Below are 22942 nucleotides of genomic sequence, written 5' to 3' on the forward strand. Positions count from 1 at the left end.
AAGAAGGCGGAGCGAAGCAACGTAAGGCAAAGCATTCTCATTTTCAATCCCTGGGCGTCGCTCGAGGCCGCGCCTCCCGGAGGGCCGCCCCTCAGTGCCGTCGGTGGCGGGTGCGGTGCAGCAGGTAGACGAAGAAGGGGGCGCCGACGCCCGAGACGAAGATGCCGGCGGGGAGGTCCGCGGGCAGGAAGGCCACCCGGCCGAGCAGGTCGGCATGCAGCACGATCAGGGCCCCGACCAGGGCGGAGACGGGCGCCAGTCGGGCGAAGCCATGACCCACCAGGCGCGCCGCCACATGGGGCGCGATCAGGCCCACGAAGCTGAGCCCGCCGGCATAGGCCACCGCCGCACCTGCCAGCGCCACGCTGCAGGCCATCAGCACCAGTCGGCTGTGCAGGATGTTCACGCCCAGTCCCCGAGCCACCTGGTCGCCCAGTGCCATGGCATCCAGGTGCCGAGAACGGGCCAGGCACGGGGGAATGGCGACCAGCAACCAGGGCACCAGGCCGGCCACGTCCTGCCACTGGGCCGCATAGAGGCTGCCGGTCAGCCACACGTAGGCGACCATGGCGGCGGCATCGTCGCTGAGCACGATCAGCAGGGTGGTCATCGCCCCCATGGCGGCGGAGAGCCCGATACCCACCAGCACCAGCCGCGAGGGCGTGATGCCGCGCCGCCAGGCCAGGCTCAGGACCAGCGCGGCGGCACACAGCGCGCCGAGCAGGGCCGCGACCGGCAGCCAGTGAGCACTCAGCACGCCGCCGAACAGTGCCAGGAAGGCCACGGCGGCCAGGGCGGCCCCGCCGGTGATGCCGATCACGTCGGGCGAGGCCAGTGGGTTGCGCACGATGCCCTGCAGGATGGCCCCGGCCACGGCCAGGGCCGCGCCGACCAGCGTGGCCAGCAGGATGCGCGGCAGGCGCAGATCCCAGACGATGAAGGCGATGTCGCTGTCCTTTGGGTCGGTCAGGGCATGCAACACCCGGCCCGGCGGAGTGGGGAAGCTGCCGAGGGTGAGCGACAGGCCCATGCTGGCCAGCAGCGACAGCCCGAGCAGGGTCACGATGGCCGCGTAGCGGGCATCGCCGGCGGCGTCGCCGGTTCGGCCGAGGGGGAGTGCGTGCGCCATGATCAGGCCCCTTTCCTGCGCGCCAGGTAGATGAAGAAGGGCGTGCCGATCAGCGCGGTCATGACGCCCACCGGCACCTCCTGCGGGGGCATCAAGAAGCGCGAGGACACGTCGGCCAGCAGCAGCAGGCTGGCGCCCAGCAGGGCACAGGCCGGCAGCAGCCAGCGATGGTCGACGCCGAAGATGCCACGCGCCATGTGCGGCACGATCAGGCCGACGAAGCCGATCATGCCCGCCAGCGCGACCGAGCCGCCGGCGAGCAGGATCACCACCAGGCCCAGCAGCAGCTTGACGGTGCCGGCGCGCAGGCCCAGCCCCTGCACCATGTCGTCGCCCAGCATCAGGGCGTTGGCGTGCCGGACCAGCAGGGTGCACAGCAGCAGGGCGGCGGCGAAGAGCGGCAGCAGCGGCATCACCAGCGGCAGCTCGCGCCCCGACACGGAGCCGGCCAGCCAATACAGCACCCCCTCGAAGCTCTGCCGGTCGATGATCAGCAGCCCCTGGCTGAAGGAGACGAACATGGCGGTCACGGCCACCCCCGCCAGCACCACCCGCAGCGGCGAGAGCTCTCCCTGGCGGCCGCGACTCAGCGTGACCACCAGGCAGGCCGCCACCAGCGCGCCCAGCAGCGCTGCCCAGACGATCTCGGCCGGAGCATGCAGCGGCAGCAGCGAGACCGCGATGACCACGAAGAACATGGCCCCGGCATTGATGCCCAGGATGCTCGGCGAGGCGAGGGGGTTGCGGGTCAGGGTCTGCATCAGGGCCCCGGCGATGGCCAGGCTGGCGCCGACCAGGGCTCCGAGCAGCGCCCGCGGCAGCCGCTCGGTGTGGATGATGATGTGGGTGGCCCGGGACGGGTCGTAGTCCACCAGGGCCTCGGCGAAGGTCGAGGCGGCGATCGGTGTGCTGCCCAGCATGAGGCTTGCGGTGAAGGCCGAGGCGGTCAGTGCCAGGCCCAACAGCAGGCCCAGGCCCCGCGCGAGGCGACTGTTCAGCATGCGGTGGCCTCCTCTTCTTCCGGGAGCTCGGGCCGGGGAGCCGCGGCCGTCGAACAGCGGGCAGCGTCGGGCAGGGCCGAGACGTGTTCCGCGGGGCCTCCGGGCGTCGCCAGCCGGTAATGGGCATAGAGGTCGTCCAGCATGGCGTTGGCGGCCAGGATGCCGCCGCCCATGATCCAGTTCACCGTATCGACCTCGAAGACGCGCCCGGCTTGCACGGCTTCCAGCCGTTGCCAGAGGGGGTGGGAGGTCCAGTGGCGGTAGTTCCGGGCGATGGCGGGATCGTCCGGCTCGAGGAGCACGAAGAGCACGTCGGCATCCAGGACCGGGATGTTCTCCTCGCTGGTCAGCTTCATGCCCCAGCCCTGATCCCGAACGGCAGTCGGCTGTTCGAAGCCCAGCTCCTCCAGGATCGAGCCGGCGAACCCCGTGGAATAGAGGCGCACATGGTCGCTCTTGAAGCGCACCACGGCCGCCTTCTGCGGCCAGGCATCGCCCAGCGCCGCGGCGATGCGCCGGCGAAAGTCCGCCACCCGAGCGTCCCAGTCGTGGAGCAGCTCGCGGGCGCGTGCCTCGCGGCCCGTGGCCTCGGCCACCAGCCTCAGCGTAGCCTCGAAGTCGAACACGGTGTCGCTGGCGACCGTCGGCGCGATCTGCTCGAGCAGCGGCCGGACTCGCCCATGGCGGAAGCGCGTGGCCACGATCAGGTCGGGGGCCAGCCAGGCCACCTTCTCCAGGTTGGGCTGGGTCTCCAGGCCGACATGCTCGACGCTGGCGAGGTCGTCGCGCAGGTAGCGATACATCGGCGGCTCCAGCCAGGAGTCGACGACGCCCACCGGCGTGATGCCGAGCGCCACCGCGCTGTCGGTCGCTCCCTGGTAGAGGGTGACGATGCGTTGTGGCGTGGCGGACAGGCGGGTATCGCCGAACGCATGGGTGACGAGGCGCGCGCCGCCGGTGTCGCCCAGGACGGGCGCGGCGAGCCAAGGTGCGAGCAACACCAGCAGCGTTGCCAGCCAGCGGCTTCCGGGCCTTGTGTGCGCGTTCATGGCGATCTCCTGGCATCGACGGACATCGGGGCTGACTCGGCGGTGTCGGTGGAGGGCGCCGCCTGGCCGGGCGAGTCGCGGCCCTCCAGCAGGAGACCACCGGCGCTCGGGCCGATGGCCGGGGCGAACATCATCGCAAAGCCCCAGGGGCCGCTGGCATGGCCGCGGCGCTCCTCGGGATAGGCGGAGAAGACCAGCGACAGCGGAATCATCAGCCCCGCCGCCACGCCCTGGAGCCCGCGCGCCAGGAGAGAGCCGGTCAGAAACCCGGACAGGCCCAGCAGGTAGATGCGCTTGCGACCGAAGCGGTCGGCCAGGTAGCCGGTCAGCGGCATGGTCATGGCCACGGCGATCATGGACAGCGTCACCACCCGGCTGATACCTGTCGCACCGACATCGAAGGTGGCCATCGGGTCGGCGACGGCCAGCTTCCAGGCGCTGTTGTGGAGGCTGACGGCAAAGGTGCCCGGCAGCACACTGATCAGCACCTTTCCGCCTGTCCGGCAGGGTGCGACATGGGCTCTCACTCGGCGAATCACATGGCCGGCACGGCAGGCAAGCGAAGCGCCGCGGACCGAGGCAGGTGATGATCTCAGCATGCAAAGGTAAATGCAAAGCATTATCGAATGTTTGGGGTCAAAAAAGGCGGCGCCGGGTGGCGCCGCCAAGCAAGCCAGTGCGAACGGAATCGTCGCCCTAGAAGTCGAGCTGGTAGCTCAGGGTGAGGGTGCGCCCCCGGCCCTTGAAGTAGTAGTCGTCGCTGTTCCGGGCGGCCTGGGAATAGTAGGTGAAGTAGTCCTCGTCGGTGAGGTTTTCCACGCCCAGGCTGGTGCGGCCCACCGGCAGGCGGTAGGCCAGCGAGGCATCGACCAGGCCGTAGCCGTCGAACTCGAGCTCCGGGTCGTCGACGCTGCGATCGAAGTAGTGGCTGTACTGCAGGTGGGAGGAGAGCCTGTCGGTCCAGGCGGCGCTCCAGGCCAGCTTGAGGGTGTCCGGCGCGATGTTGATGCCGGTCAGTTCGGTATCCACGCTGCCATCGCCGTCGGTGTCGGACTCGCCCTCGGCATGGGTGTAGGTGAGGCGCAGCCGGTGGGCATCGTTCACCTGGGCCTCGCCGGTGACCTCGAGGCCCTGGATCTCGGTCTTCTCCCGGCTGCCGACCCAGGTGCCGGAGGCCTGGTCGTAGGTCAGGCGTTCGCCGAAGTCGGAGTTGGACTCGTAGTAGCTCAGCTCGAGGCCGTAGCGATCCCAGTCGAAGCGGGCGCCGATCTCGCGGTTGTCGGTGACGATGGGCTGCAGCTGCAGGAGGCCGTCGACGTCCTGGCCCGGTGTCTCGATGCCGCGCAGCACCCGGCCCACGTCGGGCATGCCGAAGCCTTCCGAGTAGTTGGCGTAGAGCTGGGCCCAGTCGGTGGCCTGGTAGACGATGCCGGCATTGAACAGCGTCTCGTCGAAGTCCGGGTTGCCGCCCTCGACGTCCACCAGGTCGCGCGTCACGTCCTTGGGATCACCGTCGTCGGTGCTGCGATCGACCGTGCTGAAATCGTCGACGTCGAGCTCGGCCTGCTCCTGGCGCACGCCGGCATGCAGGCGCAGCGAGTCGGTCAGGTCGATATCGCCCTGCAGGAAGGCGGCCAGGTTGCGGAAACGGGTCTCCGGCACATAGGTCCGCTCGGTATGGACGAGCATCTGGCGGGTGTCATCCTGCAGCAGGTCGAGGCCGGTGGTCAGGGTCAGCCGGTCGTTCAGCAGGCCATCACGACTCAGGGTGAACTTGGCGCCGACCTTGTCGGATTCGTTGCGGGTTTGATCGTAGAGGGTATTGCCGTCGCCATCCTGATAGGGGAAGTAGGGCGTGGTGGCGAACTGGGCGCGGAAGCGCTGGCGGTAAAGCTGCGCGTCCAGTTGGTTGCCGAACCAGTCGGCGTGGGAGTACGCCAGCCGGGCGGTGGTGACCTCGTTGTAGCCCGGGTCGCCGTCGGGGTTGCCCCGGCGCGCCGTGGTGGCCACGCCGGCCTCGCGGTCGCCGCTCACGGGCACGTAGTCGTCGCCACCCTCGAGATCGAAATGGTTGATCGATGCCTCGAGGCTCTGTTGGTCATCGAGCCAGTAGCCCACCTTGGCCAGCAGGTCGTAGCTCTCGGAGTCCTGGAGTTCGCCGGGATAGGCGATGCCGACGAGTTCGTCGTTGCCGTCGTAGAAGACGCCCCGTTCCTGGCGGCTGGCGGCCACCACGTAGTCCCAGTCGCCGGTCTGGCCGCTGAGGCGGTAGTCCAGCTTGTGGCCGAAGCCCTCGGACTCGAAGTCGTCGTCGCTGGTCAGGCGGATGCCGGCATGCTGGCGAACGCCGGCGCCGTCGGGGCGCTTGGTCACGTAGTTGATGATGCCGCCGGTGGCGCCCAGGCCGTGCTCGGCACTGGCGCCGTGGATGACCTCGATGCGCTCGACCATGGACAGGTCGATGGTGTAGCTGTCGCGGGCACTGTCTCGCAGCGGGTTGGTCTGGGGCACGCCGTCCACCAGGAACAGCGGGGAGCGGCCGCGGAAGGTCTCGCCGGCGTTGGAGAGCTTCTGCCGGCTGGGCGAGTAGGAGGGAATCAGGTTGCTGAGCACCTGGCCGGGGTCCTGGGTGATCGCCAGCTGCTGCTCGATCTGCTCCCGGGTGATGATGGTGACCTTCTGCGGCGTCTCGCCCTCGCTGCTGCGATTACGTGTCGCGGTGATCACCAGCGGGTTCATCTCGGCGCCGTTGCCGTCGGCAAGCTCGGTGCCCGAGCTGGTCGAGGTCTGTGCCAAGGCCATGGCGGGCAGGGTGGAACACAGCATGAGCGGCAGCAGCCGCCTGGGACGCGGCGGGTGGGTGATGGGCATGTCTGGAAAGATCCCTTGTTCGATCCTGAATGGAAGGCATGGCGATGCTTGTTATGGCCGGTGCCCATGATCTCTTGCCGAGCGTTGTTGTTATTAAGGAGAAAAATGATAATGCTTTGCATTTAGCGTCGCAATATCGGCGGCGGCGGGGGATGCCCTCGGCGCGGTTTACGCGCCGAGGGGAATCTTGTTCGTGTCGTGGGAAGGGGAGACCGGGAGAGCGCGTATCGGGGGAGATCAGCCGCCGAAGGGCGAGGCGGAGGGGGCGGGGGCGGGGGCCGCGTCGAGCAGCGGTACCGTGGCGGGGGCGCGAACCCCGGTCATGAACAGGGTCAGCCCCAGGAACAGGATCAGCAGGCCGCCCGCCAGGCCGCCCAGGCGCAGGTAGCGGGCGGCGCCCGCCGCGTACCGGGAACGCTGCAGGCGACGCTCGGCCCAGCCCCGGGCCATCACACTGGCCAGGGCCAGTGCCGAGACCGTGAGCGCCGTGCCCACGGCCATGGCCAGCACGGCCAGCACCCCGGCCCAGTAGTGGCCCAGCAGGGAGGCGGCCCCGACCACCAGCACGCTGCCGCTGCAGGGGCGCATGCCGATCGAGGTCACCACGGCCAGGGCGCCCCGCCAGTCCTCGGCCTGGCGGGGCGTCAGGTGATGGGCGCAGTCGCACGCGTGGCCATGGTGATCATGGTCACGGGCGGCCTCCCGGGGGCGAGGCGCGTGCGCCAGTGCCCGCCAGGTGAGCCAGCCTCCCAGCATGGCCACCAGCAGGAAGCTGGCCTGCTCCAGCCAGGCCACCGAGCCCATGGCCTGACGGGTCAGCCAGCCCAGGCCATGGACCAGCACCGTGACCAGGGCGATGGCGACCAGGGCCTGCAGCAGCGAGGCCAGGCAGGACAGCCACAGGGCGCGGCGCAGGGCGCCGCCCTGGCTCACCAGGTAGGTGCTCAGCACCGCCTTGCCATGGCCGGGGCCGGCGGCATGGAAGACCCCGTAGCCGAAGCTGAGCCCGAGCAGGCTCAGCCAGGCGGTCGCGGTCGGGACGGCGTCGAGGGTGGCGATCGCCGTCGTCAGGGCGCGGTGGAGGTCGCGCTGCCAGGCGACCAGCTGGAGCCCGATGTCCTGGCCGCCGGCGAACCAGGCCAGGGCGATCACCACCATCGACAGGGCCGCCAGGCCGACCGGCCGGGACCACCTCCGAGCTGGCGGGCGTCCGGGCGCGTGCCGGGCGGCGGCAGTCAGGGGGAATCGCATCGGATCTCTCCGGTCTCGGCGAAGAAGCGGCCCAGCCCCTCCGGTGCCTGCTCGTCGCGGTCGAGGCGCGCCGCCTCGGCGACCCGGGCCGGATCGGGGTCGGCGGCGATGACCCGCGTGGCGCAGTCGGCCCCGGTCACCCGCAGCGCGTCCGCTCGGGGGCTGTCGCCCTCCGTCTCGTGGAGGACCTCGAGATAGTAGCTCGGGTCATAGATCCGGTAGCGCAGCGGGGCCTGGTGCATCGCCAGGGGCTCGGCCAGCGGCAGGCGAAACATCAGCTCGATGCGGTCGCCCCGAGCCAGGGTGGTGAAGTCCTCGACCTCGCCGAGGGCCACCGGCTCGCCGTCGTGGGTGACGTGGGTGAAGTAGCGCTGGGGGGAAAGGTTGCGGCGGATCTCCACGCCGAGCCGGTCGAGGCGCGCCTCCAGCGGGGCCTCGCCGGGGGCGGCCCGCAGCTCCTCCAGCAACAGCAGGCTATAGAAGGGGTCGAGACGCCAGCGCTGGTGCAGGGCCTCGACCCGGCCGCGCTCGTCCATCGCCACGCGCACCGAGACGTCCACCCAGCCGTGGGGGTGGGCCGGGCTGGGCTGTGACCAGAGCGACAGGGCGCAGGCGAGGCACAGGGCGAGCAGGCGGGGCATGGCCCCGCCGCGTGGGGCATGTGAGGTCGGCATGGCCAGCATCCTATGGCAGTCGCCGGGGGACGGGAATCTCGGGCGGGCGGCGTTCACAGGCGCCGCATGCCCCACATGAAGTAGGCGCCGCCGAGCAGCGAGGCCACCAGGCCGGCGGGGATCTCGTCCGGGAACAGCAGCTGGCGACCTAGCCAGTCGGCCAGCACCATCAACAGGGCGCCCGTCAGGGCGGCACCGAGCAGGTGGGCGCCGGCCCGGGCGAAGCCCAGCAGTCGCGCCAGGTGGGGCGCCAGCAGGCCGACGAAGGACAGCGGTCCCACCACCAGGGTGGCGCCGGCGGTGAGCACCGCCACCAGCAGCAGCAGGCCCAGCCGCGCACGCGCCAGCGGGATGCCCAGGGCGCTGGCGGTGGCGCCGCCCAGCGGCAGGATGTCCAGCCAGCGGGACAGCGGCGCGGCGACCAGGGCCAGCAGCAGGGCGGCGCCGCTCACCGCCAGGGCGCCGGCCAGGTCGACGTAGTAGGTGGAGCCGGAGAGCCAGGCGATCACCTGCTGGCCGCGGGGGTCGCCGCCGGCCAGCACCACCGCCTTGATGGCCTCGAACAGCGCGGTGATCGCCACCCCGGTGAGCAGCAGGCGCTCCGGCTGGAAGCCGCTCTTCCGGTTGAGCCCCACCAGCACCGCCAGGCTGGCCAGCGCCCCGAGGGTGCCGGCGCCCACCAGGGTCAGGTTGTCGGGGGCGGGCAGCAGGAAGATGGCGCCCATCAGGGCGATGGCGCTGCCGCCGCTGATGCCCAGCAGCTCGGGGCTGGCCATGGGGTTGGCGGTGAGCCGCTGGATCAGGGTGCCGGCGACGGCCAGCATCACCCCGCAGCCGCCGGCGGCGAGCAGCCGCGGCAGGCGCCACTGCAGCAGCGCCCAGTCGCCCGGTGCGGTCCACTGCCAGCCGCTGCCCGCCTGGCCGGCCAGCAGCGCCACCACCGCCACGCCGGCGAGGCCCGCTGCCAGACCGGTGGCCAGGCGAGCGGGCGTCGGGTGGCGGTTGGCGATGGCGCGGGCCTCCCGGGGCGGGGCCGTGCCGCCCAGGCGCAGCCGGGGGATCAGCCACAGCAGCAGCGGCGCGCCCAGGGCGGCGGTGGTGGCCCCGGTGGGGATCAGGGTCGGCAGGGTGCCGGCCATGCGCTGCAGCAGCAGGTCGGTGGTGCCCAGCAGCAGGGCGCCGAGCAGCGTCGACCACAGCAGCCGCGGCCCCAGGCGGCGGGCGCCGGCCAGGCGCACGATGTTGGGCGCGGCCAGGCCGATGAAGCCGATGATGCCCACCACGCTGACCACGCAGCCGGTGAGGAAGACCGCCAGGCCCAGCCCGGCCAGCCGCAGGTGCTTGAGCGAGACGCCGAGGCTCCGGGCGCCGGCCTCGTCGAGCTCCAGCACCGCCAGGGGGCGCATCAGCCAGGCCGCGGCCAGGGCGCCCAGCGCCAGCCGCGGCGCCAGGAAGGCGGCGTCGTCCCAGCCGTTCTGGGCCAGCGAGCCGGCGCCCCAGATCAGCAGCCCCTTGAGCTCCTCCTGGTGGAAGAGCAGCAGCACCATGGACAGGGCGCCCAGGTAGAGGTTGATCACCAGGCCGCCGAGCACCACCACCACCGGCGCCAGCCCGCGTCGCCAGGCCAGGGCGAAGACCAGCCCCATGGCCAGCCCGCCCCCGGCCAGCGCGACCCATTCCCGGCCCAGGCCGAGCAGGCCGGGCGCCAGCAGGGTGGCGGCCATCAGCGCCAGGTTGGCGCCGCTGGCCACGCCCAGGGTGCTGGGGGCGGCCAGCGGGTTGCGCAGCACCTGCTGCATCAGCACGCCGGCGAGCGCCAGGCCGCCGCCGGCGAGCAGGGCCATGGCCAGCCGCGGCCACCAGGCGAAGTGCAGCACCAGGCCGGCGGTGGCCTCGCCCGGCGCCGCCAGGGCGGCGAGGCCGGCGGCCAGGCCGGTGCGATCCTCCAGCGCGACCACGGCCAGCGCCAGCAGAGTCAGGCCCAGGACGAGGCAGGCGCGCCCCGGGGTCAGGCGCGGGCGCGGCAGGCGCCCCGCGACGAGGGTGTCAGACGGCATCGTCATTCTCCAGGGCAGTCACCAGCAGCTCGGCGAAGCGCGAGGCCGAGGGCAGGGCGCCGAAGCTCCAGATCGGCGGCAGCACGATCGGCGCGCCCCGGCTCGTCTCGACCAGGTGGCGCCACAGGCCGCTGTCGTCCAGGGCCTCGCGGACCCCGGCGGGGTAGGGCTCGACCACCACCAGCCGCGCGTCCAGGCCGGCCAGCGCCTCGATGCCCACCAGCGAGAAGCCCCAGGCGTTGGTGTTGCCGGTCCAGGCGTTGTCGAGGTCCAGCCGGTCGAGCACCGCCTGGAAGAGGCCGCTCGCGCCGAACACCCGCACATGGCGGCTATCCATAAATTGCACGATCACCAGGGGAGGCTCATCGCCGTCCAGCCGTTCCCGCAAGGAGTCGATGCGGGCCTCGGTTTCCTCGATCAGCCGGGTCGCCGCCTCGGGCCGCCGCGCCAGTTCGCCCAGGGTCCGGGTGAACTCGTGGATCTCCGTCCAGGTATCGCGACCGGGGCTGAACAGCGCCAGCGCCTCCACCGGAGCGATGCGCTCGAGGCGCGGCGTGAGGTTGGCGAAGCGCGGCGAGATCAGGATGCGGTCCGGGGCCAGGTCGGCGAGCCGTTCCAGGTTGGGCTGGCTGCGCAGGCCCAGGTCCAGGGTGGACTCGGGCAGGCTGGGCTCGTCCACCCAGGCATGGTAGGCGTCGACCTGGGCCGCGGCTCGGGGCGGGGCGCCCAGGGCGACCAGGGTTTCGGCCTGGCTCCAGTCGAGGGTGGCCAGGCGGGGCTCGGCGGCCGGCGCCGCGGTCACGGCCAGCCCGGCCAGCAGGCCGGCGAGCCAGGGCAGGGCGCGTCGAGGGCGGATCACGGGCGACTCCGGGGCTAGTGGGCGATGGCGACGCGGTGCTCGCCGCCGGGGTGGGCCATGACGTGCATGGGGATGCCGTAGATGGCCTCGAGGGTGTTGCCGTTCATCATCTCCTCCGGCGTGCCCTGGGCCAGCAGGCGGCCGCCGTGCAGCGCCACCAGGCGGTCGCAGTAGCGGGAGGCCATGTTGATGTCGTGGAGCACGATGATCACGCCCAGGTCCAGCTCCCGGCAGAGCCGGCGGACGAGCGCCAGCACCTCGACCTGGTGGGCGATGTCCAGGGCCGCCAGGGGCTCGTCGAGCAGCAGGAAGCGGCTGCCCTGCGCCAGCAGCATGGCCAGCCAGACCCGCTGGCGCTCGCCGCCGGAGAGGGTGTCGACCCGGCGGTCGGCGAAAGCCTCGGTGTGGGTCAGGGCCAGGGCCCGCTCGATGGCCGCCTCGTCCTCGCGGCCGTGGCGGCCCAGCAGCCCGCGCCAGGGGTAGCGGCCGAAGCCCACCAGCTCGCGGCCGGTGAGGTTCTCGGCGGCGGGCAGGTGCTGGGGCAGGTAGGCCAGCTGGCGGGCGAAGGCGCGATGCCCCCAGGCGCTCAGCGGTCGACCGTCCAGGCGCAGCTCCCCGCCGCTGGCCGGCTGCTGGCGAGCCAGCAGCTTGAGCAGCGTCGACTTGCCCGAGCCGTTGTGGCCGATCAGGCCATGGATGCGGCCTTCCTCGAAGCTCAGGTCGAGGGGATGCAACAGGCATTGGCCGTTGACCTCGAAGGAGGCGGCGCGCGTTTCGATCATGGAGGGCTCCGCTGCCGGGGGCCGCCGGGAAGGGGCGGCGTCTCGGCGCCCAAGCCTAAGTCAAACGATAATTCTTATCAATGTGATCGCTTGGTCCGCCGGATCGCATGCCGTAGGCTTGGGCCCCCGTTTCACAAGGAAAGTCCCGATGTCTTCCACCGCTTCCAGCTTCCAGGCCCTGGGGCGCCTGCTGCGCTATGCCCGCGGCTACCGGCGCCGCATCATCGCCGCCAGCCTCTGCTCCGTCCTTAACAAGCTCTTCGATATCGCCCCGGAGATCCTCATCGGCGTGGCCATCGACGTGGTGGTCAACCGGGAAGACAGCTTCGTCGCCGGGCTGGGCTTCACCACGGCCCAGGAGCAGATCCTGGTGCTCGGGGGCCTGACCTTCTTCATCTGGGCCGGCGAGTCGCTGTTCGAGTACCTCTTCCAGATCCTGTGGCGCAACCTGGCCCAGCGGCTGCAGGCCGACCTGCGCCAGGACGCCTACGAGCATGCCCAGCGCCTGGACATGGGCTTCTTCGAGTCGAGAAGCTCCGGGCAGCTGGTGGCGACCATGAACGACGACGTCAACCAGCTCGAGCGCTTCCTCGACGGCGGGGCCAACGCCATGATCCAGGTCGGCGTCACCGTGGTAGCGGTGGGCGCGGTGTTCTTCGTGCTCTCGCCGCTGATCGCCCTGCTGGCCTTCACCCCCATCCCGCTGATCGTGTGGGGCGCCTTCTACTTCCAGCGCAAGGCCGGCCCCCTGTATGCCGACGTCCGCGAGCGGGTCGGCGAGCTCTCGAGCCGGCTGGCCAACAACCTGGCGGGGATCGCCACCATCAAGAGCTTCACCGCCGAGGCTCGCGAGGCCGAGCGCCTCAGGGCCGCCAGCGAGGCCTACGTGACCGCCAACCGCCGCGCCATCCGCATCAGCTCGGCCTTCATCCCGGTGATCCGCATGGCCATCCTCACCGGCTTCCTGGCCACCTTCACGGTGGGCGGCATGATGGCCCTGAAGGGCGAGCTCAACGTGGGCGCCTACGGCGTGCTGGTGTTCCTCACCCAGCGCCTGCTGTGGCCGCTCACCGGCCTGGCCCAGGTCATCGACCTGTTCGAGCGGGCCATGGCCAGCACCCGGCGCATCCTCGACCTGCTGGCCACGCCGATCCGCGTGCGCGATGACGCCGACCGCGCCCTGAGCGCCCCGGTACGCGGCGAGGTCGCCTTCGAGGGCGTCACCTTCCGCTACGGTGCGTCCGGGGCCGGGGTCGAGGGCATCGACCTGGCGGTGCCGGCCGGCCACACCCTCGCGCTGGTCGGCGCCACCGGCTCCGGCAAGTCGACGCTGATCAAGCTGCTGCTGCGCTTCCATGACCCCGACGCCGGACGGGTGCGGATCGACGGCCAGCCGGTCGACGCGGTGAGCCTGCAGTCGCTGCGCCGGGCCATCGGCCTGGTCAGCCAGGACGTCTACCTGTTCGAGGGCACGGTCCGTGACAACATCGCCTACGGCAAGCCGGAGGCCGGGGAGGGCGAGATCGTCGAGGCGGCTCGGACCGCCGAGGCCTGGGACTTCATCCAGGCGCTGCCCGAGGGGCTGGACACCGCGGTGGGCGAGCGCGGCGTGCGCCTCTCCGGCGGCCAGCGCCAGCGGCTGTCGCTGGCTCGGGCGCTGCTCAAGGATCCGCCGATCCTGGTGCTCGACGAGGCCACCAGCGCCGTGGACAACGAGACCGAGGCGGCGATCCAGCGCTCGCTGCGGCACATCGGCCACGGCCGCACCGTGATCATGATCGCCCACCGGCTGTCGACCATCGTCCACGCCGACGAGATCGCGGTCATCGAGGCCGGCCGGGTGGTCGAGCGCGGCCGGCATGCCGAGCTGCTCGCCCGGGACGGCCGCTACGCCGCCCAGTGGCGGGTGCAGACCGGCGAGGTCGAGTCGGCGGACGCGCCGCTGGCCTGATCGCCTTGCCCCATTCCGTCTCCTTCCATGACCGGCGGCCACCTGGCCGCCGGTCGCGTTTCGTGCGCCCCGGGCCTCGATGAGGGCGTCCCGACCTTTGCGAGGATATCTAAATATTCTTATTTGTGAGCATTAATGCGAGTCATTATTATGCGCGTTCCCGTGCATCACAAGAACCCAGAGGCTTGCTCAACCCATGTCCCATCCTGCATCCCGCCCGATCGGACTCGACCCGATGACCCGCGCCGTGCGCCGGGCCCTCGGCCTGGCCACCGCCGGCTCCCTCGCGCTGATGTCGCCCGTCCTGCTGGCCGAGGAGACCGAGTCCGCCAAGGCCCTCGAGACGGTGACCGTCGAGGCCGAGGCGCTGTCGATCGTCACCGAGGGCTCCGACGACTACCGCGTCTCGCGCACCAGCACCGCGACCAAGCTCGACCTGACGCCCCGCGAGACGCCGCAATCCGTCTCCACGGTGACCCGGGCCCAGATCGAGGATTTCAAGCTCCACACCCTCAACGATGTCCTGGAGACCACCCCGGGGGTGACGGTGGAGCGCGTGGAGACGGATCGCACCTACTATTCGTCCCGCGGCTTCGAGATCTCCAACCTGCAGGTCGACGGCCTGCGCCTGCCGATGCCCTACAACAACGTGCATGGCGACATCGATACCGCCGTCTATGACCGGGTCGAGGTGGTGCGCGGCGCCACCGGCCTGATGTCCGGCTCGGGCAACCCGGCGGCCACGGTCAACTTCGTGCGCAAGCGGCCCACCGCGACGCCCCAGGTCTCCGTCACCGGCACCCTGGGCAGCCACGACCATCGTCGCCTGGTGCTCGACGTCTCCGGGCCCCTGGATGACCAGGGCCGGGTCCGTGGGCGGCTGGTGGCATCGGGCCTGGACACCGACTCCTACCTGGATCGCCTGCACCGCGAGCGCGGCGTGCTCTACGGCGTGCTGGAGGCCGATCTCACCGACAGCACCCAGCTGGCGCTGGGCCATACCTGGCAGCGCAACGATACCGACGGCAGTATGTGGGGCGCGCTGCCGCTCTACGACTCGGCCGGCAATCCCACCGACTATGATCGCTCTACGTCATCGGCCCCGGACTGGTCCCACTGGGATACGAAAACGCAGCGCAGCTTCGTCGAGCTGACCCAGCGGCTCTCCGAGGATTGGTCGCTCAAGGGCACGGTGACCCATCTGGATATGCTGTCCGATGGTGAAATGCTCTATATCGGTAACGTGCCGGATGCAAGCACAGGTAGTATTCCAGCCACCTATGTCAATGCCGATGGTGACACTGTAAGCTCGATGACGGTGAGTCAGTATGATCGTCATCTTGAACAATGGGTGGCCGATATTCATGCCAAGGGGGATGTGGATCTCTTTGAGCGTAAGCATCAGTTGGTGTTGGGTACCGACTGGAGTCAGAGTCGTAACCAACAGGTATCCTTGTATGGGGGTGCCCCGGATGGAATACCGGATTTAGATGAGTGGGACGGTGGTTACCCCCAGTCCGAGACTTGGTATAGCGATCCGGATTGGACCGGTGATGCCACCATCAAGCAGCGCAGTTTCTACGGCACCGGCAAGCTGGACCTGGCCGAACGCTGGACGGCCGTGGTCGGCGCCCGGATGAGCTGGCTGGACACCGTGGGCGATCAGTACGGCAGCTCCCAGGACACCACCCTCGACAACGAGCTGACCCCCTATGCCGGCCTGATCTACGACCTCTCCGACCAGGCCTCGCTCTACGCCAGCTATACCGAGATCTTCAATCCGCAGACCGAGCTGGACCGCAGCGGCCAGTATCTCGATCCCATCGAGGGCGCCAGCTACGAGCTGGGGCTCAAGGCGGATGTCTTCGACGGCGGCGCCGATGCGGCCCTCGCCGTGTTCCGTACCGAGCAGAACAACGTCGCCCAGCAGGATGGCAAGCTCAACGGGCGCGATGTCTACAAGGCGGCCGACGGCATCACCAGCGAAGGCGTCGAGCTGACCCTGGCCGGCGAGCTGACCCCGGGTTGGCAGGCCAGCGTCGGCTACACTTACCTGGAGATCGAGGACGCCGACGGCGAGGCCACCAACACCTACATCCCGCGCCACCAGGTGCGGGCGACCACCAGCTACCGGCCGGCGTCCCTGGAGGCGCTCAAGGTCGGCGCCCGGCTGCGCTGGCAGGACGATATCGAGCGTGAACGCGACAACGCCGACGGCAAGACCCGCCAGGACGCCTATGCGCTGGTCGACCTGATGGCCAGCTACGACTTCAGCGACCGCCTGACCGGCTCGCTGAACGTCAACAACGTCACCGACGAGAAGTACCTGACCAGCCTGAAGTGGGATCAGGGCTTCTATGGCGCGCCGCGTCATGTGATGGCCAGCCTGACCTGGAGCTACTGAGCCTCGGGCACCGTCGACCAGGCTAACCAGGGCCCACCCCGGCAACGGGGTGGGCCCTTTGTGTGGGGGGGAAGGTCACGGATGAAAATCGCAATCTATTTCATTAATATTGTTTTATATTTTGCGCCGAGGTCCCCGCATGCGACTCCTTCCCTCGACGTCCGCCCGTCGTCTCGGTCTCCGGCTGATCGCCGCGGGGCCCGGCGGCTACGGCCTGGCGACGCTCTTCTCGCTGGCCGCGCTGGCGCTGCCCTTGCCGACGCTGGCGGCGGCGCGCATCGGCATGCTGGGCAGCTTCGCCGTCTTCGCGGCGGCGGTGATCGGGGTCTTCGCGGCACGGGACGTGGGCCGCGCCTGGGCGGGGCTCGCGCTGGCCGCGCTGCCCCTGGCGCTGGGGGCCTGGCATGGCACGCACGGCTGAGCCCCGCCGTGGCCCGGGGCTGCGCCGCGCCATGGGGGGCGTGCATGCCTGGAGCGGCCTGATCGCCGCCTGGCTGGTGTTCGCCATCTTCCTGACCGGCACGGTGAGCTTCTTCAAGGACACCCTGTCGCTGTGGATGCAGCCGGAGCTGCCCCGGGCCACGTCTCCCCTGGAAGCCCCCGAGCTGGTCGCTCGCTGGGTGGCGCTGCTCGAGGCGCGAGCCCCGGAGGCCGCGAGCTGGACGATCTCGCTGCCGAGCGAGCGCGAGCCGGTATCGACGGCCTTGTGGCGTGGCGCCGAGGGCATCGAGCGCCTGGCGGTCGATCCCGAGGACATGTCGCCGGTCACCGCCCGCGCGACCCGGGGCGGCGACTTCTTCTACCGCTTTCACTTCCAGCTGCACTACCTGCCGGTGATCGCGGCGCGCTGGCTGGTGGGCGCCGCCGCCATGCTGATGCTGATCGCCCTGATCAGCGGCGTGATCCTGCACAAGAAGATCCTGCGCGACTTCTTCACCTTCCGCGGGGGCAAGGGACCGCGCTCCTGGCTGGACGCCCACAATGCCTTCTCGGTGCTGGGGCTGCCCTTCCACCTGATGATCACCTATACCGGCCTGGTGACGCTGATGACGCTCTACATGCCCTGGGGGCTCGAGGCCGCCTTCCCGGAGCCGGAGACCCGCCGCCAGGCGGTGAGCGAGCTGCATGACTTCCCGCGGGTCGGGCGTGCCGCCGGCGTGGCCGCGCCGCTGGTCGAGGTGGCCGGCCTGGTGGCCGATGCCGAGCGGGACTGGGGCCGGGGAGGGGTGGCGCGGGTGCGCATCGAGCATGCCGGCGATGCCGCGGCGCGGGTCATCCTGTGGCGCGCGCCCGGCGGGCGACTCAACGACCAGGGGCCCCGCCGGGTCTTCGACGGCGTGACCGGACGCCGCCAGGACACCGGCGAGGCGCCGGGGGCGGATGCCCTGACCCATGGCGTCATGGTCGGCCTTCATGCGGGCCGCTTCGCCGACTGGTCGCTGCGCTGGCTGTATGCCGGCCTGGGGCTGGCCGGCTGCGGGATGATCGCCACCGGGTTGGTGCTCTGGACCGCCAAGCGCCGGCTCAAGCCGCGCCCGCCGGGCGGGCTCGCCTGGGTGGAGCGGCTGAACGTCGCCATCCTGGCCGGCCTGCCCGTGGCCATGGCCGCCTACCTGTGGGCCAACCGGCTGCTCCCGGTCGGCCTGCCCGGGCGCGCCGACTGGGAAGTCCATGCCGTCTTCCTCGTCTGGCTGGCGATGCTGGTCCATGCGAGCCTGCGCCCGGTGGCGCGCGCCTGGCGCGAGCAGCTGTGGCTGGGCAGCCTGCTGCTGGCGCTGGTGCCGCCGCTCAATGCCCTGACCACCGAGCACGGGCCGCTGGCGAGCCTGCTGGACGGCGACGGGCAACGGCTGGGCGTGGACCTGAGCTGCTGGGCGCTGGCCGCGCTGCTGGCGGCGATCGCCCGACGCCTGCCGGCGTCTCGCCTGGCCACGCACCGCCGCGCGCGGAAGAAGGCCATCGCCTCATGATGGGGTGGGTGACCCCGAGCCTTTGCCTGGCCGGCTTCCTCGGGCTGGCGCTGGGCGGCCGGCGGGTCCGCCGCCGCATCGGCGTCACCCTCGCGTCGCGCGCCGAGCTCGGCTGTCGCGTCGTCGGCGTTGCCCTGCTGGTGCTGGCCGCCGGCGTGGCGATCGGTCATCGGGGGGGCGGGGTAGGCCTGGTGGCCTGGTGCGGCCACCTGAGCCTGGGGGCGGGGCTGGTCTATCTGGGGGTGATTCGGCGCGAGCGCTCGCTGAGCCCGGAGGCGGCCCCACCATGAGGCGATCGCCGCTTCCGGGCCGGCGGCCACCCGGGGCCGCCGGCGGGAGTGAGCCTTCACCACTGCCAGTCCAGGGACAACACCGCGCTGCGCGGCTCGCCCCACCAGGCCTGGCTGTAGAAGCCGATCTGCTCGTAGTAGCGCTCGTCGAAGACGTTGTTGACGTCGAGCTGGGCGCTCAGGCGGTCGCTGAAGCGATAGCGGGCCATCAGGTCGGCGACCAGGTAGGCGTCCTGGCCGACCCGGGTCGAGCCGTTCGGGCTCGAGGCCTGGCGATGGGTCTCGCTCTGCCAGCGGGCGCCGCCGCCCAGGGTCAGGCCTTGCCAGGCGCCGGGCAGGCGGTAGCTGGTGAACAGCTTGAGCTGCTGGCGAGGGTGGTCGGTGTTGGTGGCCTCGCCGTCGGCGTCCTCCGCGTCGGCCAGGGTATAGCTGGCGGACAGCCGCCAGCCGTCGGCCAGCTCGCCGACGACCTCGGCCTCGAAGCCCTCTACCCGGGCTCCGTCCACCGCGCGATAGGCCTGGGTGCCGGGGCGTCCGCTGACCTCCTCGCCGGGGATGGCCTCGCCCAGGTCCTGCTGGTCGGTGCGGTAGACGGCCAGGGCCGCATCCAGGCGGCCGTCCAGCAGGCTGGCCTTGAGGCCGGCCTCGTAGCTGTCCCCGCGCACCGGGTCGAGCAGGCTGCCGTCCGGGGCGCGCTTGTTCTGGGCGTCGAAGATCGAGGTATAGCTGGCGTACACCGAGACGCGCTCGTCGAGGTCGTAGATCAGCCCGGCGTAGGGCGTGAGCTCGTCCTCGTAGGCATAGCGGCGTCGGTCGCCGTAGTAGGTCTGGTCGATCTCCCAGTCGCTGAGGCGCACGCCGGCGATCAGGCTCAGCGGGTCGGCCAGCGACAGGCGGGCGACCGCGTAGCCGCCGCGCTGGACGATGCGACCGTCATCGATGGTGTCGTGGCGGCCCCAGTCGGGCTCGGGAACCCGGTGGTAATCGTCGCCGAAGAAGCCGCCGATGTCGGGATAGCCGCCCCGCGGCGAGGCCAGGCCGATGGTCATCTGGTCCTCGACGCGCATCCAGCCGAGGCCCAGCTCGTGGCGGCGGTCGAACAGCGACACCTCGCCCTCGGCGGTCAGGTGCAGGTCGCGCCGGGTGCGATCGCCCCGGTAGTTGGCGAAGTAGGGCGACATGCCCTGTCCCGTGTAGCGATCGGGGTAGCCGCCGCGGTAGAGGTAGCGCAGGCCGTAGTTGCCGTCGTCGTGGCTGTAGGCGGCGCGCAGCGTCCAGCCGTTGTCGAGGGTGTGGCCGAGATCGACGAAGCCCCGGGTGGTCTCGTTGAAGAAGTGCGACCAGCGGGTGTTGTTGGCCGCCGAGCGGTCGTAGTCGGTACGGCTGCCGTCGGCATGGAAGAGCGGGAAGCCCGATCCGGCGCCGTCGGTCTGGTTGTGCTGATACTCGAGGCCGGCGCGCAGGGTGGTGGCCTCGCTGGGCTCGGCCTGGACGACCCCGTAGAAGGTCTCACTGTCGTCGGACAGGTGGGCGACGTGGCTGTCGCGGGTGTCCTTGGCGGCGATCAGGCGCATCCCGACCCGGCCGTCGTCGCTCAGCGGCGTGGAGATGTCCGCGCTGACCCGCCGGCGGTCGTGGCTGCCGGCGGCGATCCCGGCGCGGATCTGGGGCTCGTCCAGCGGACGCTTGCGAATGAAGTTGACGCTGGCCGAGGGCTCGCCGGCGCCGGTCATCAGGCCGGTGGCGCCGCGCACCACCTCGACCCGGTCGTAGAGGATGCTGTCCCAGTCGGTGTCGCCGAAGTTCCAGAAGTTGTTGATCGGCGTCAGCAGGCCATCGAACTGGAACGACGAGATCGAGAAGCCCCGCGACGAATAGCTGCGGCGGTTGCTGTCGCTGCGCGTCATCGACACCCCGGGGGCGCTCTCCAGGATCTCGCCGCTGGTTTCCAGGCCCTGGTCCTGGATGCGCCGGTGGGTGATCACGCTCACCGACTGGGGCGTTTCCCGGGGCGTCAGCGACAGGCCCGTGGCGCTACGATTGGCGGGCGAGGTGTAGTCGCCGCTCGTCTCGCTGGCTTGGTCGGGGGCGGCACCGACCACCAGGATCCGCTCGAGCTCGTCGGGCGACGATGTCTCGGCCAGCGCGGGCCCGGGCAACAGGCAGCTCAGGGTGGCGAGGGTGGCGCCCAGCCGACGGTTCGCGACGTGCACGCCGCAAGCGGGTACAGGGGGCATGGTGAGTTCCTCTATCGTCCTTGATGGAATGAGAATTATTCCATTTCCGGGGCGCCGCGGCGTTGCGTGGCGTTGCCCTTTGCTATGCGCAATGCTCAAGACGGGCGGGAGGAACCGCGAGGGGGCGACCGGCTCGCCGGAACGGATAGAGAGCGGGAAGTGCGAGGAGAGGGAAGAGGAAGGTCTCGCCACCGGGCGGAGCCGGTGGCGAGGAAGGCGATCAGAAGTCGTAGCTGACGGTGGCCTTGATGCTGCGCTCGGCGCCGAAGTAGCAGTAGCTAATGCTGTTGCATGAAGCCACGTAGTCTTCGTCCAGCATGTTGTTGACGTTGAGCTTGCCGGTCACGCCCTCCAGGCCCACCTCGCTGAAGTCGTAGCCGATCATGCCGTCGAGCAGGGTATAGCTCGGGACTTCCTCGGTGTTGTCGCGGTCGGCGTAGCTCTCGGCATAGTAGCGCACGCCGAGGCCGGCATCGAGGCCGCGCAGCGGGCCGCCCGAGGCATCATAGAAGCCCCAGAGGGTGGCGGTCTGCTCCGGCACCGAGTTTACCTGCTGGCCTTCATAGCTGTTGTTGGTGTCCTCGAAGGTGGCATCGGTGTAGGCGTAGCCGGCATGCACGCTGAAGTCGTTGGCCAGTTGGATACGCGCTTCGAGCTCGATGCCCTGGGACTGGATCTCGCCGATGGTCTCGTATTCGGCGTCGGGGTTTTCCTTGGTGGCCACGTTTTCCTGGGTGATATGGAAGGCCGTCAGGCTGTACTGATCGGAGGTACCGTTCGGCTGGTACTTGATCCCGGTCTCGATCTGCTCGCCTTCTGTCGGCTCGAGGATGGTGCCGTCGTCTTTCGAGAGGCTGTTGGGCGAGAACGAGGTGGTGTAGTTGATGAAGGGAGATACGCCGTTGTCGAAGCTGTAGAGCAGGCCGGCACGGCCGCTGAACTGGGTGTCCTCGCGGGAGTTTTCCGTGTCGTTCAGCCGCTCGACGTTGTCGATCTCCACCCAGTCATGGCGCCCCCCGACCATGGCATGCCAATTGCCCCAGTTGATCTGGTCCTGGAAGTAGGTACCGATCTGCTCGAGCTCCCGGTCCTTCTTGAAATAGGTGGTCACGCCGGTCGGTGTCGCGCCGTACTGTGGGTCAAAGACATCGATCGGCGTCAGCGCACCGTAGGCATCCTCGGTGTCGGTCTGGCGATACTGGTAGTCGGCCCCGAACAATAGTTGGTGATTCACGTCACCGGTATCGAGGCTGAACTCGAGTTGGTTGTCGACCGTCCAGGCCTCGAGGCTCTCCTCTGACTCCAGGTAGCCCCGATACAGCTCGGTATCGCTTGCCCAGGCGGGAGAGCCGTCTTTTAGTGCGCTTATATAACCCTGGTGGTTAGTGACGTCCGACTCCAGATAGCGAACCTTCTGGCGCGCCGTAAGGTCATCGGTGAAGCGGTGTTCCAGCTCATAGCCGAGCAGGTTCTGGTCGCGCTCGAACTTGTCGTGATCGGGCTCACCCTCGAAGGTGTCGTTATCGATGTGGCGGCCGAAGCGGCTGGAGACCGTCCCTTCGTAGGGAAGGCCGGCGTGGTAGCCGCCTTCCGGCTCACGCGAGATATAGGCGTTGAGGTTCAGGGTGGTCTGGTCCGTGATATCCCAGGTGAGGCTCGGCGCGATGGCGTAGCTTTCCTCCTCGACCGGCTCGAACTGGGTTTCCCCACCCCTGGCGATGCCGGTGAGGCGGAAAGCCGCACGCTGGCTATCGTCGAGGCTCCCGGTCACATCGAAGCCGGCCTGGTACTGGTTACGGTTGCCATAGCCGGCCATGACCTCCCCGGTCACCTCTTCCGTGAACTCCGGGCGCTTGCTGGTGAGGGACACGAGCCCGCCGGGGGAGGCACGACCGTAGAGTACGGAAGCCGGGCCCTTGACCACTTCCATGGACTCGAGCATATAGGGGTCGATCTTCAGCGAGCTGAAGGTGCCGGCATCGCCCATCAGCTTGAGGCCGTCGAGGAAGGTGTTACTCACGCTGCCGTCGGTGAAGCCGCGAAGCACGATATAGTCATAGCGGTTCGAAGAGCCGATCTGGTTGGTGAAAGCCCCGGGCGTATAGTCGAGCGCCCGCTGAACCGTCTCGGCCCCTTTCTGCTCCCATTCCTCCCTGTCGACCCGCGAGGTGGCCTGGGGCGTCTCCGTGAACGGCGTCTCGGTCTTGGTCGCCGCCGTGCCGGTGACAGTCAGCGTGGAGAGTTCTTCGGCCTGGTCGGCGTGAGCATTCAGCGCCGTGGCGGTGGCAACGAGCGATACCGCCAGCGCCAGCGGTCGAGGGGTCGGCATGCGGAAGATCCTTTCTGATACTGGGTGACTTTAGGCAATGAGAATTATTCCCTTTAGGTCGCCCGGCGGGGTATGCGCAATGCTCGCG

The 22942-nt window shown here is 70.0% G+C and carries 17 protein-coding genes; 5 read left to right on the forward strand and 12 right to left on the reverse strand.

The features are described 5' to 3' along the window. Positions 1-91 precede the first annotated feature (91 nt). The 10 genes from QC818_RS11345 to QC818_RS11390 form a co-directional block, all read right to left on the reverse strand. The gene (locus QC818_RS11345; protein WP_309652975.1) at positions 92-1129 is read right to left on the reverse strand and encodes a FecCD family ABC transporter permease; all 1038 of its coding nucleotides are present in this window, start codon (positions 1127-1129) and stop codon (positions 92-94) included. 2 nt (positions 1130-1131) lie between these two features. After that, complete coding sequence (locus QC818_RS11350) at positions 1132-2130, reverse strand: FecCD family ABC transporter permease (RefSeq protein WP_309652976.1); 999 nt, start codon at positions 2128-2130, stop codon at positions 1132-1134. Beyond that, complete coding sequence (locus tag QC818_RS11355; RefSeq protein ID WP_309652977.1) at positions 2124-3179, reverse strand: ABC transporter substrate-binding protein; 1056 nt, start codon at positions 3177-3179, stop codon at positions 2124-2126. Before QC818_RS11355 ends, QC818_RS11350 begins: the two co-directional genes overlap by 7 nt. Further along, entirely contained in the window at positions 3176-3667 is a 492-nt protein-coding gene (locus QC818_RS11360) for an MFS transporter (protein WP_309652978.1), read from the reverse strand. The genes QC818_RS11355 and QC818_RS11360 overlap by 4 nt, the downstream gene beginning before the upstream one ends. A 208-nt stretch (positions 3668-3875) precedes the next feature. Further along, a complete protein-coding gene (locus tag QC818_RS11365; RefSeq protein ID WP_309652979.1) occupies positions 3876-6050 on the reverse strand; it encodes a TonB-dependent receptor in 2175 nt (724 codons plus the stop codon). 237 nt (positions 6051-6287) lie between these two features. Then, positions 6288-7301, reverse strand: coding sequence for a nickel/cobalt transporter (locus tag QC818_RS11370; protein WP_374710086.1), 1014 nt, complete (start codon positions 7299-7301; stop codon positions 6288-6290). Continuing rightward, a complete protein-coding gene (locus QC818_RS11375; RefSeq protein WP_309652980.1) occupies positions 7286-7975 on the reverse strand; it encodes a DUF1007 family protein in 690 nt (229 codons plus the stop codon). Before QC818_RS11375 ends, QC818_RS11370 begins: the two co-directional genes overlap by 16 nt. Positions 7976-8028: 53 nt before the next feature. Continuing rightward, positions 8029-10032, reverse strand: a complete 2004-nt coding sequence (gene fhuB, locus QC818_RS11380; protein WP_309652981.1) for a Fe(3+)-hydroxamate ABC transporter permease FhuB — start codon at positions 10030-10032, stop codon at positions 8029-8031. Further along, complete coding sequence (locus QC818_RS11385) at positions 10022-10891, reverse strand: ABC transporter substrate-binding protein (RefSeq protein WP_309652982.1); 870 nt, start codon at positions 10889-10891, stop codon at positions 10022-10024. The genes fhuB and QC818_RS11385 overlap by 11 nt, the downstream gene beginning before the upstream one ends. A 14-nt stretch (positions 10892-10905) precedes the next feature. Then, positions 10906-11673, reverse strand: coding sequence for an ATP-binding cassette domain-containing protein (locus QC818_RS11390; RefSeq protein ID WP_309652983.1), 768 nt, complete (start codon positions 11671-11673; stop codon positions 10906-10908). 148 nt (positions 11674-11821) lie between these two features. On the opposite strand from QC818_RS11390, the gene QC818_RS11395 reads away from it, so the two are divergent. The 5 genes from QC818_RS11395 to QC818_RS11415 all read left to right on the forward strand — a co-directional run bounded on the left by QC818_RS11395 (position 11822) and on the right by QC818_RS11415 (position 18288). Continuing rightward, complete coding sequence (locus QC818_RS11395) at positions 11822-13624, forward strand: ABC transporter ATP-binding protein (protein ID WP_309652984.1); 1803 nt, start codon at positions 11822-11824, stop codon at positions 13622-13624. Positions 13625-13859: 235 nt separating this feature from the next. Further along, positions 13860-16028, forward strand: a complete 2169-nt coding sequence (locus QC818_RS11400) for a TonB-dependent siderophore receptor (RefSeq protein WP_309652985.1) — start codon at positions 13860-13862, stop codon at positions 16026-16028. A 139-nt stretch (positions 16029-16167) separates the two neighbouring features. Further along, positions 16168-16449, forward strand: a complete 282-nt coding sequence (locus QC818_RS11405) for a DUF3649 domain-containing protein (RefSeq protein WP_309652986.1) — start codon at positions 16168-16170, stop codon at positions 16447-16449. Beyond that, positions 16433-17998: a PepSY-associated TM helix domain-containing protein gene (locus tag QC818_RS11410; protein ID WP_309652987.1), complete on the forward strand. Its 1566-nt coding sequence runs from the start codon at positions 16433-16435 to the stop codon at positions 17996-17998. The genes QC818_RS11405 and QC818_RS11410 overlap by 17 nt, the downstream gene beginning before the upstream one ends. An 8-nt stretch (positions 17999-18006) precedes the next feature. Further along, the gene (locus tag QC818_RS11415; RefSeq protein ID WP_309652988.1) at positions 18007-18288 is read left to right on the forward strand and encodes a DUF3325 family protein; all 282 of its coding nucleotides are present in this window, start codon (positions 18007-18009) and stop codon (positions 18286-18288) included. Positions 18289-18344: 56 nt separating this feature from the next. Here the strand turns inward: QC818_RS11415 and fauA are convergent, their stop codons facing one another. Both fauA and QC818_RS11425 read right to left on the reverse strand, forming a co-directional pair. Then, complete coding sequence (gene fauA, locus QC818_RS11420; protein ID WP_309652989.1) at positions 18345-20525, reverse strand: TonB-dependent alcaligin siderophore receptor FauA; 2181 nt, start codon at positions 20523-20525, stop codon at positions 18345-18347. 220 nt (positions 20526-20745) lie between these two features. After that, positions 20746-22854, reverse strand: a complete 2109-nt coding sequence (locus QC818_RS11425) for a TonB-dependent siderophore receptor (RefSeq protein WP_309652990.1) — start codon at positions 22852-22854, stop codon at positions 20746-20748. Positions 22855-22942: the final 88 nt, after the last annotated feature.

Origin of the sequence: Halomonas koreensis (assembly GCF_031451675.1) — a bacterium.
Taxonomy (GTDB): Bacteria; Pseudomonadota; Gammaproteobacteria; order Pseudomonadales; family Halomonadaceae; genus Halomonas; species Halomonas koreensis.

Bases quoted from the DNA above. Each gene is read 5' to 3' on its own strand.
- QC818_RS11345 (WP_309652975.1), bottom strand. From the start codon at position 1,129: ATGGCGCACGCACTCCCCCTCGGCCGAACCGGCGACGCCGCCGGCGAT.
- QC818_RS11350 (WP_309652976.1), bottom strand. From the start codon at position 2,130: ATGCTGAACAGTCGCCTCGCGCGGGGCCTGGGCCTGCTGTTGGGCCTG.
- QC818_RS11355 (WP_309652977.1), bottom strand. From the start codon at position 3,179: ATGAACGCGCACACAAGGCCCGGAAGCCGCTGGCTGGCAACGCTGCTG.
- QC818_RS11365 (WP_309652979.1), bottom strand. From the start codon at position 6,050: ATGCCCATCACCCACCCGCCGCGTCCCAGGCGGCTGCTGCCGCTCATG.
- QC818_RS11370 (WP_374710086.1), bottom strand. From the start codon at position 7,301: ATGCGATTCCCCCTGACTGCCGCCGCCCGGCACGCGCCCGGACGCCCG.
- QC818_RS11375 (WP_309652980.1), bottom strand. From the start codon at position 7,975: ATGCCGACCTCACATGCCCCACGCGGCGGGGCCATGCCCCGCCTGCTC.
- fhuB (WP_309652981.1), bottom strand. From the start codon at position 10,032: ATGCCGTCTGACACCCTCGTCGCGGGGCGCCTGCCGCGCCCGCGCCTG.
- QC818_RS11390 (WP_309652983.1), bottom strand. From the start codon at position 11,673: ATGATCGAAACGCGCGCCGCCTCCTTCGAGGTCAACGGCCAATGCCTG.
- QC818_RS11395 (WP_309652984.1), top strand. From the start codon at position 11,822: ATGTCTTCCACCGCTTCCAGCTTCCAGGCCCTGGGGCGCCTGCTGCGC.
- QC818_RS11400 (WP_309652985.1), top strand. From the start codon at position 13,860: ATGACCCGCGCCGTGCGCCGGGCCCTCGGCCTGGCCACCGCCGGCTCC.
- QC818_RS11405 (WP_309652986.1), top strand. From the start codon at position 16,168: ATGCGACTCCTTCCCTCGACGTCCGCCCGTCGTCTCGGTCTCCGGCTG.
- QC818_RS11410 (WP_309652987.1), top strand. From the start codon at position 16,433: ATGGCACGCACGGCTGAGCCCCGCCGTGGCCCGGGGCTGCGCCGCGCC.
- fauA (WP_309652989.1), bottom strand. From the start codon at position 20,525: ATGCCCCCTGTACCCGCTTGCGGCGTGCACGTCGCGAACCGTCGGCTG.
- QC818_RS11425 (WP_309652990.1), bottom strand. From the start codon at position 22,854: ATGCCGACCCCTCGACCGCTGGCGCTGGCGGTATCGCTCGTTGCCACC.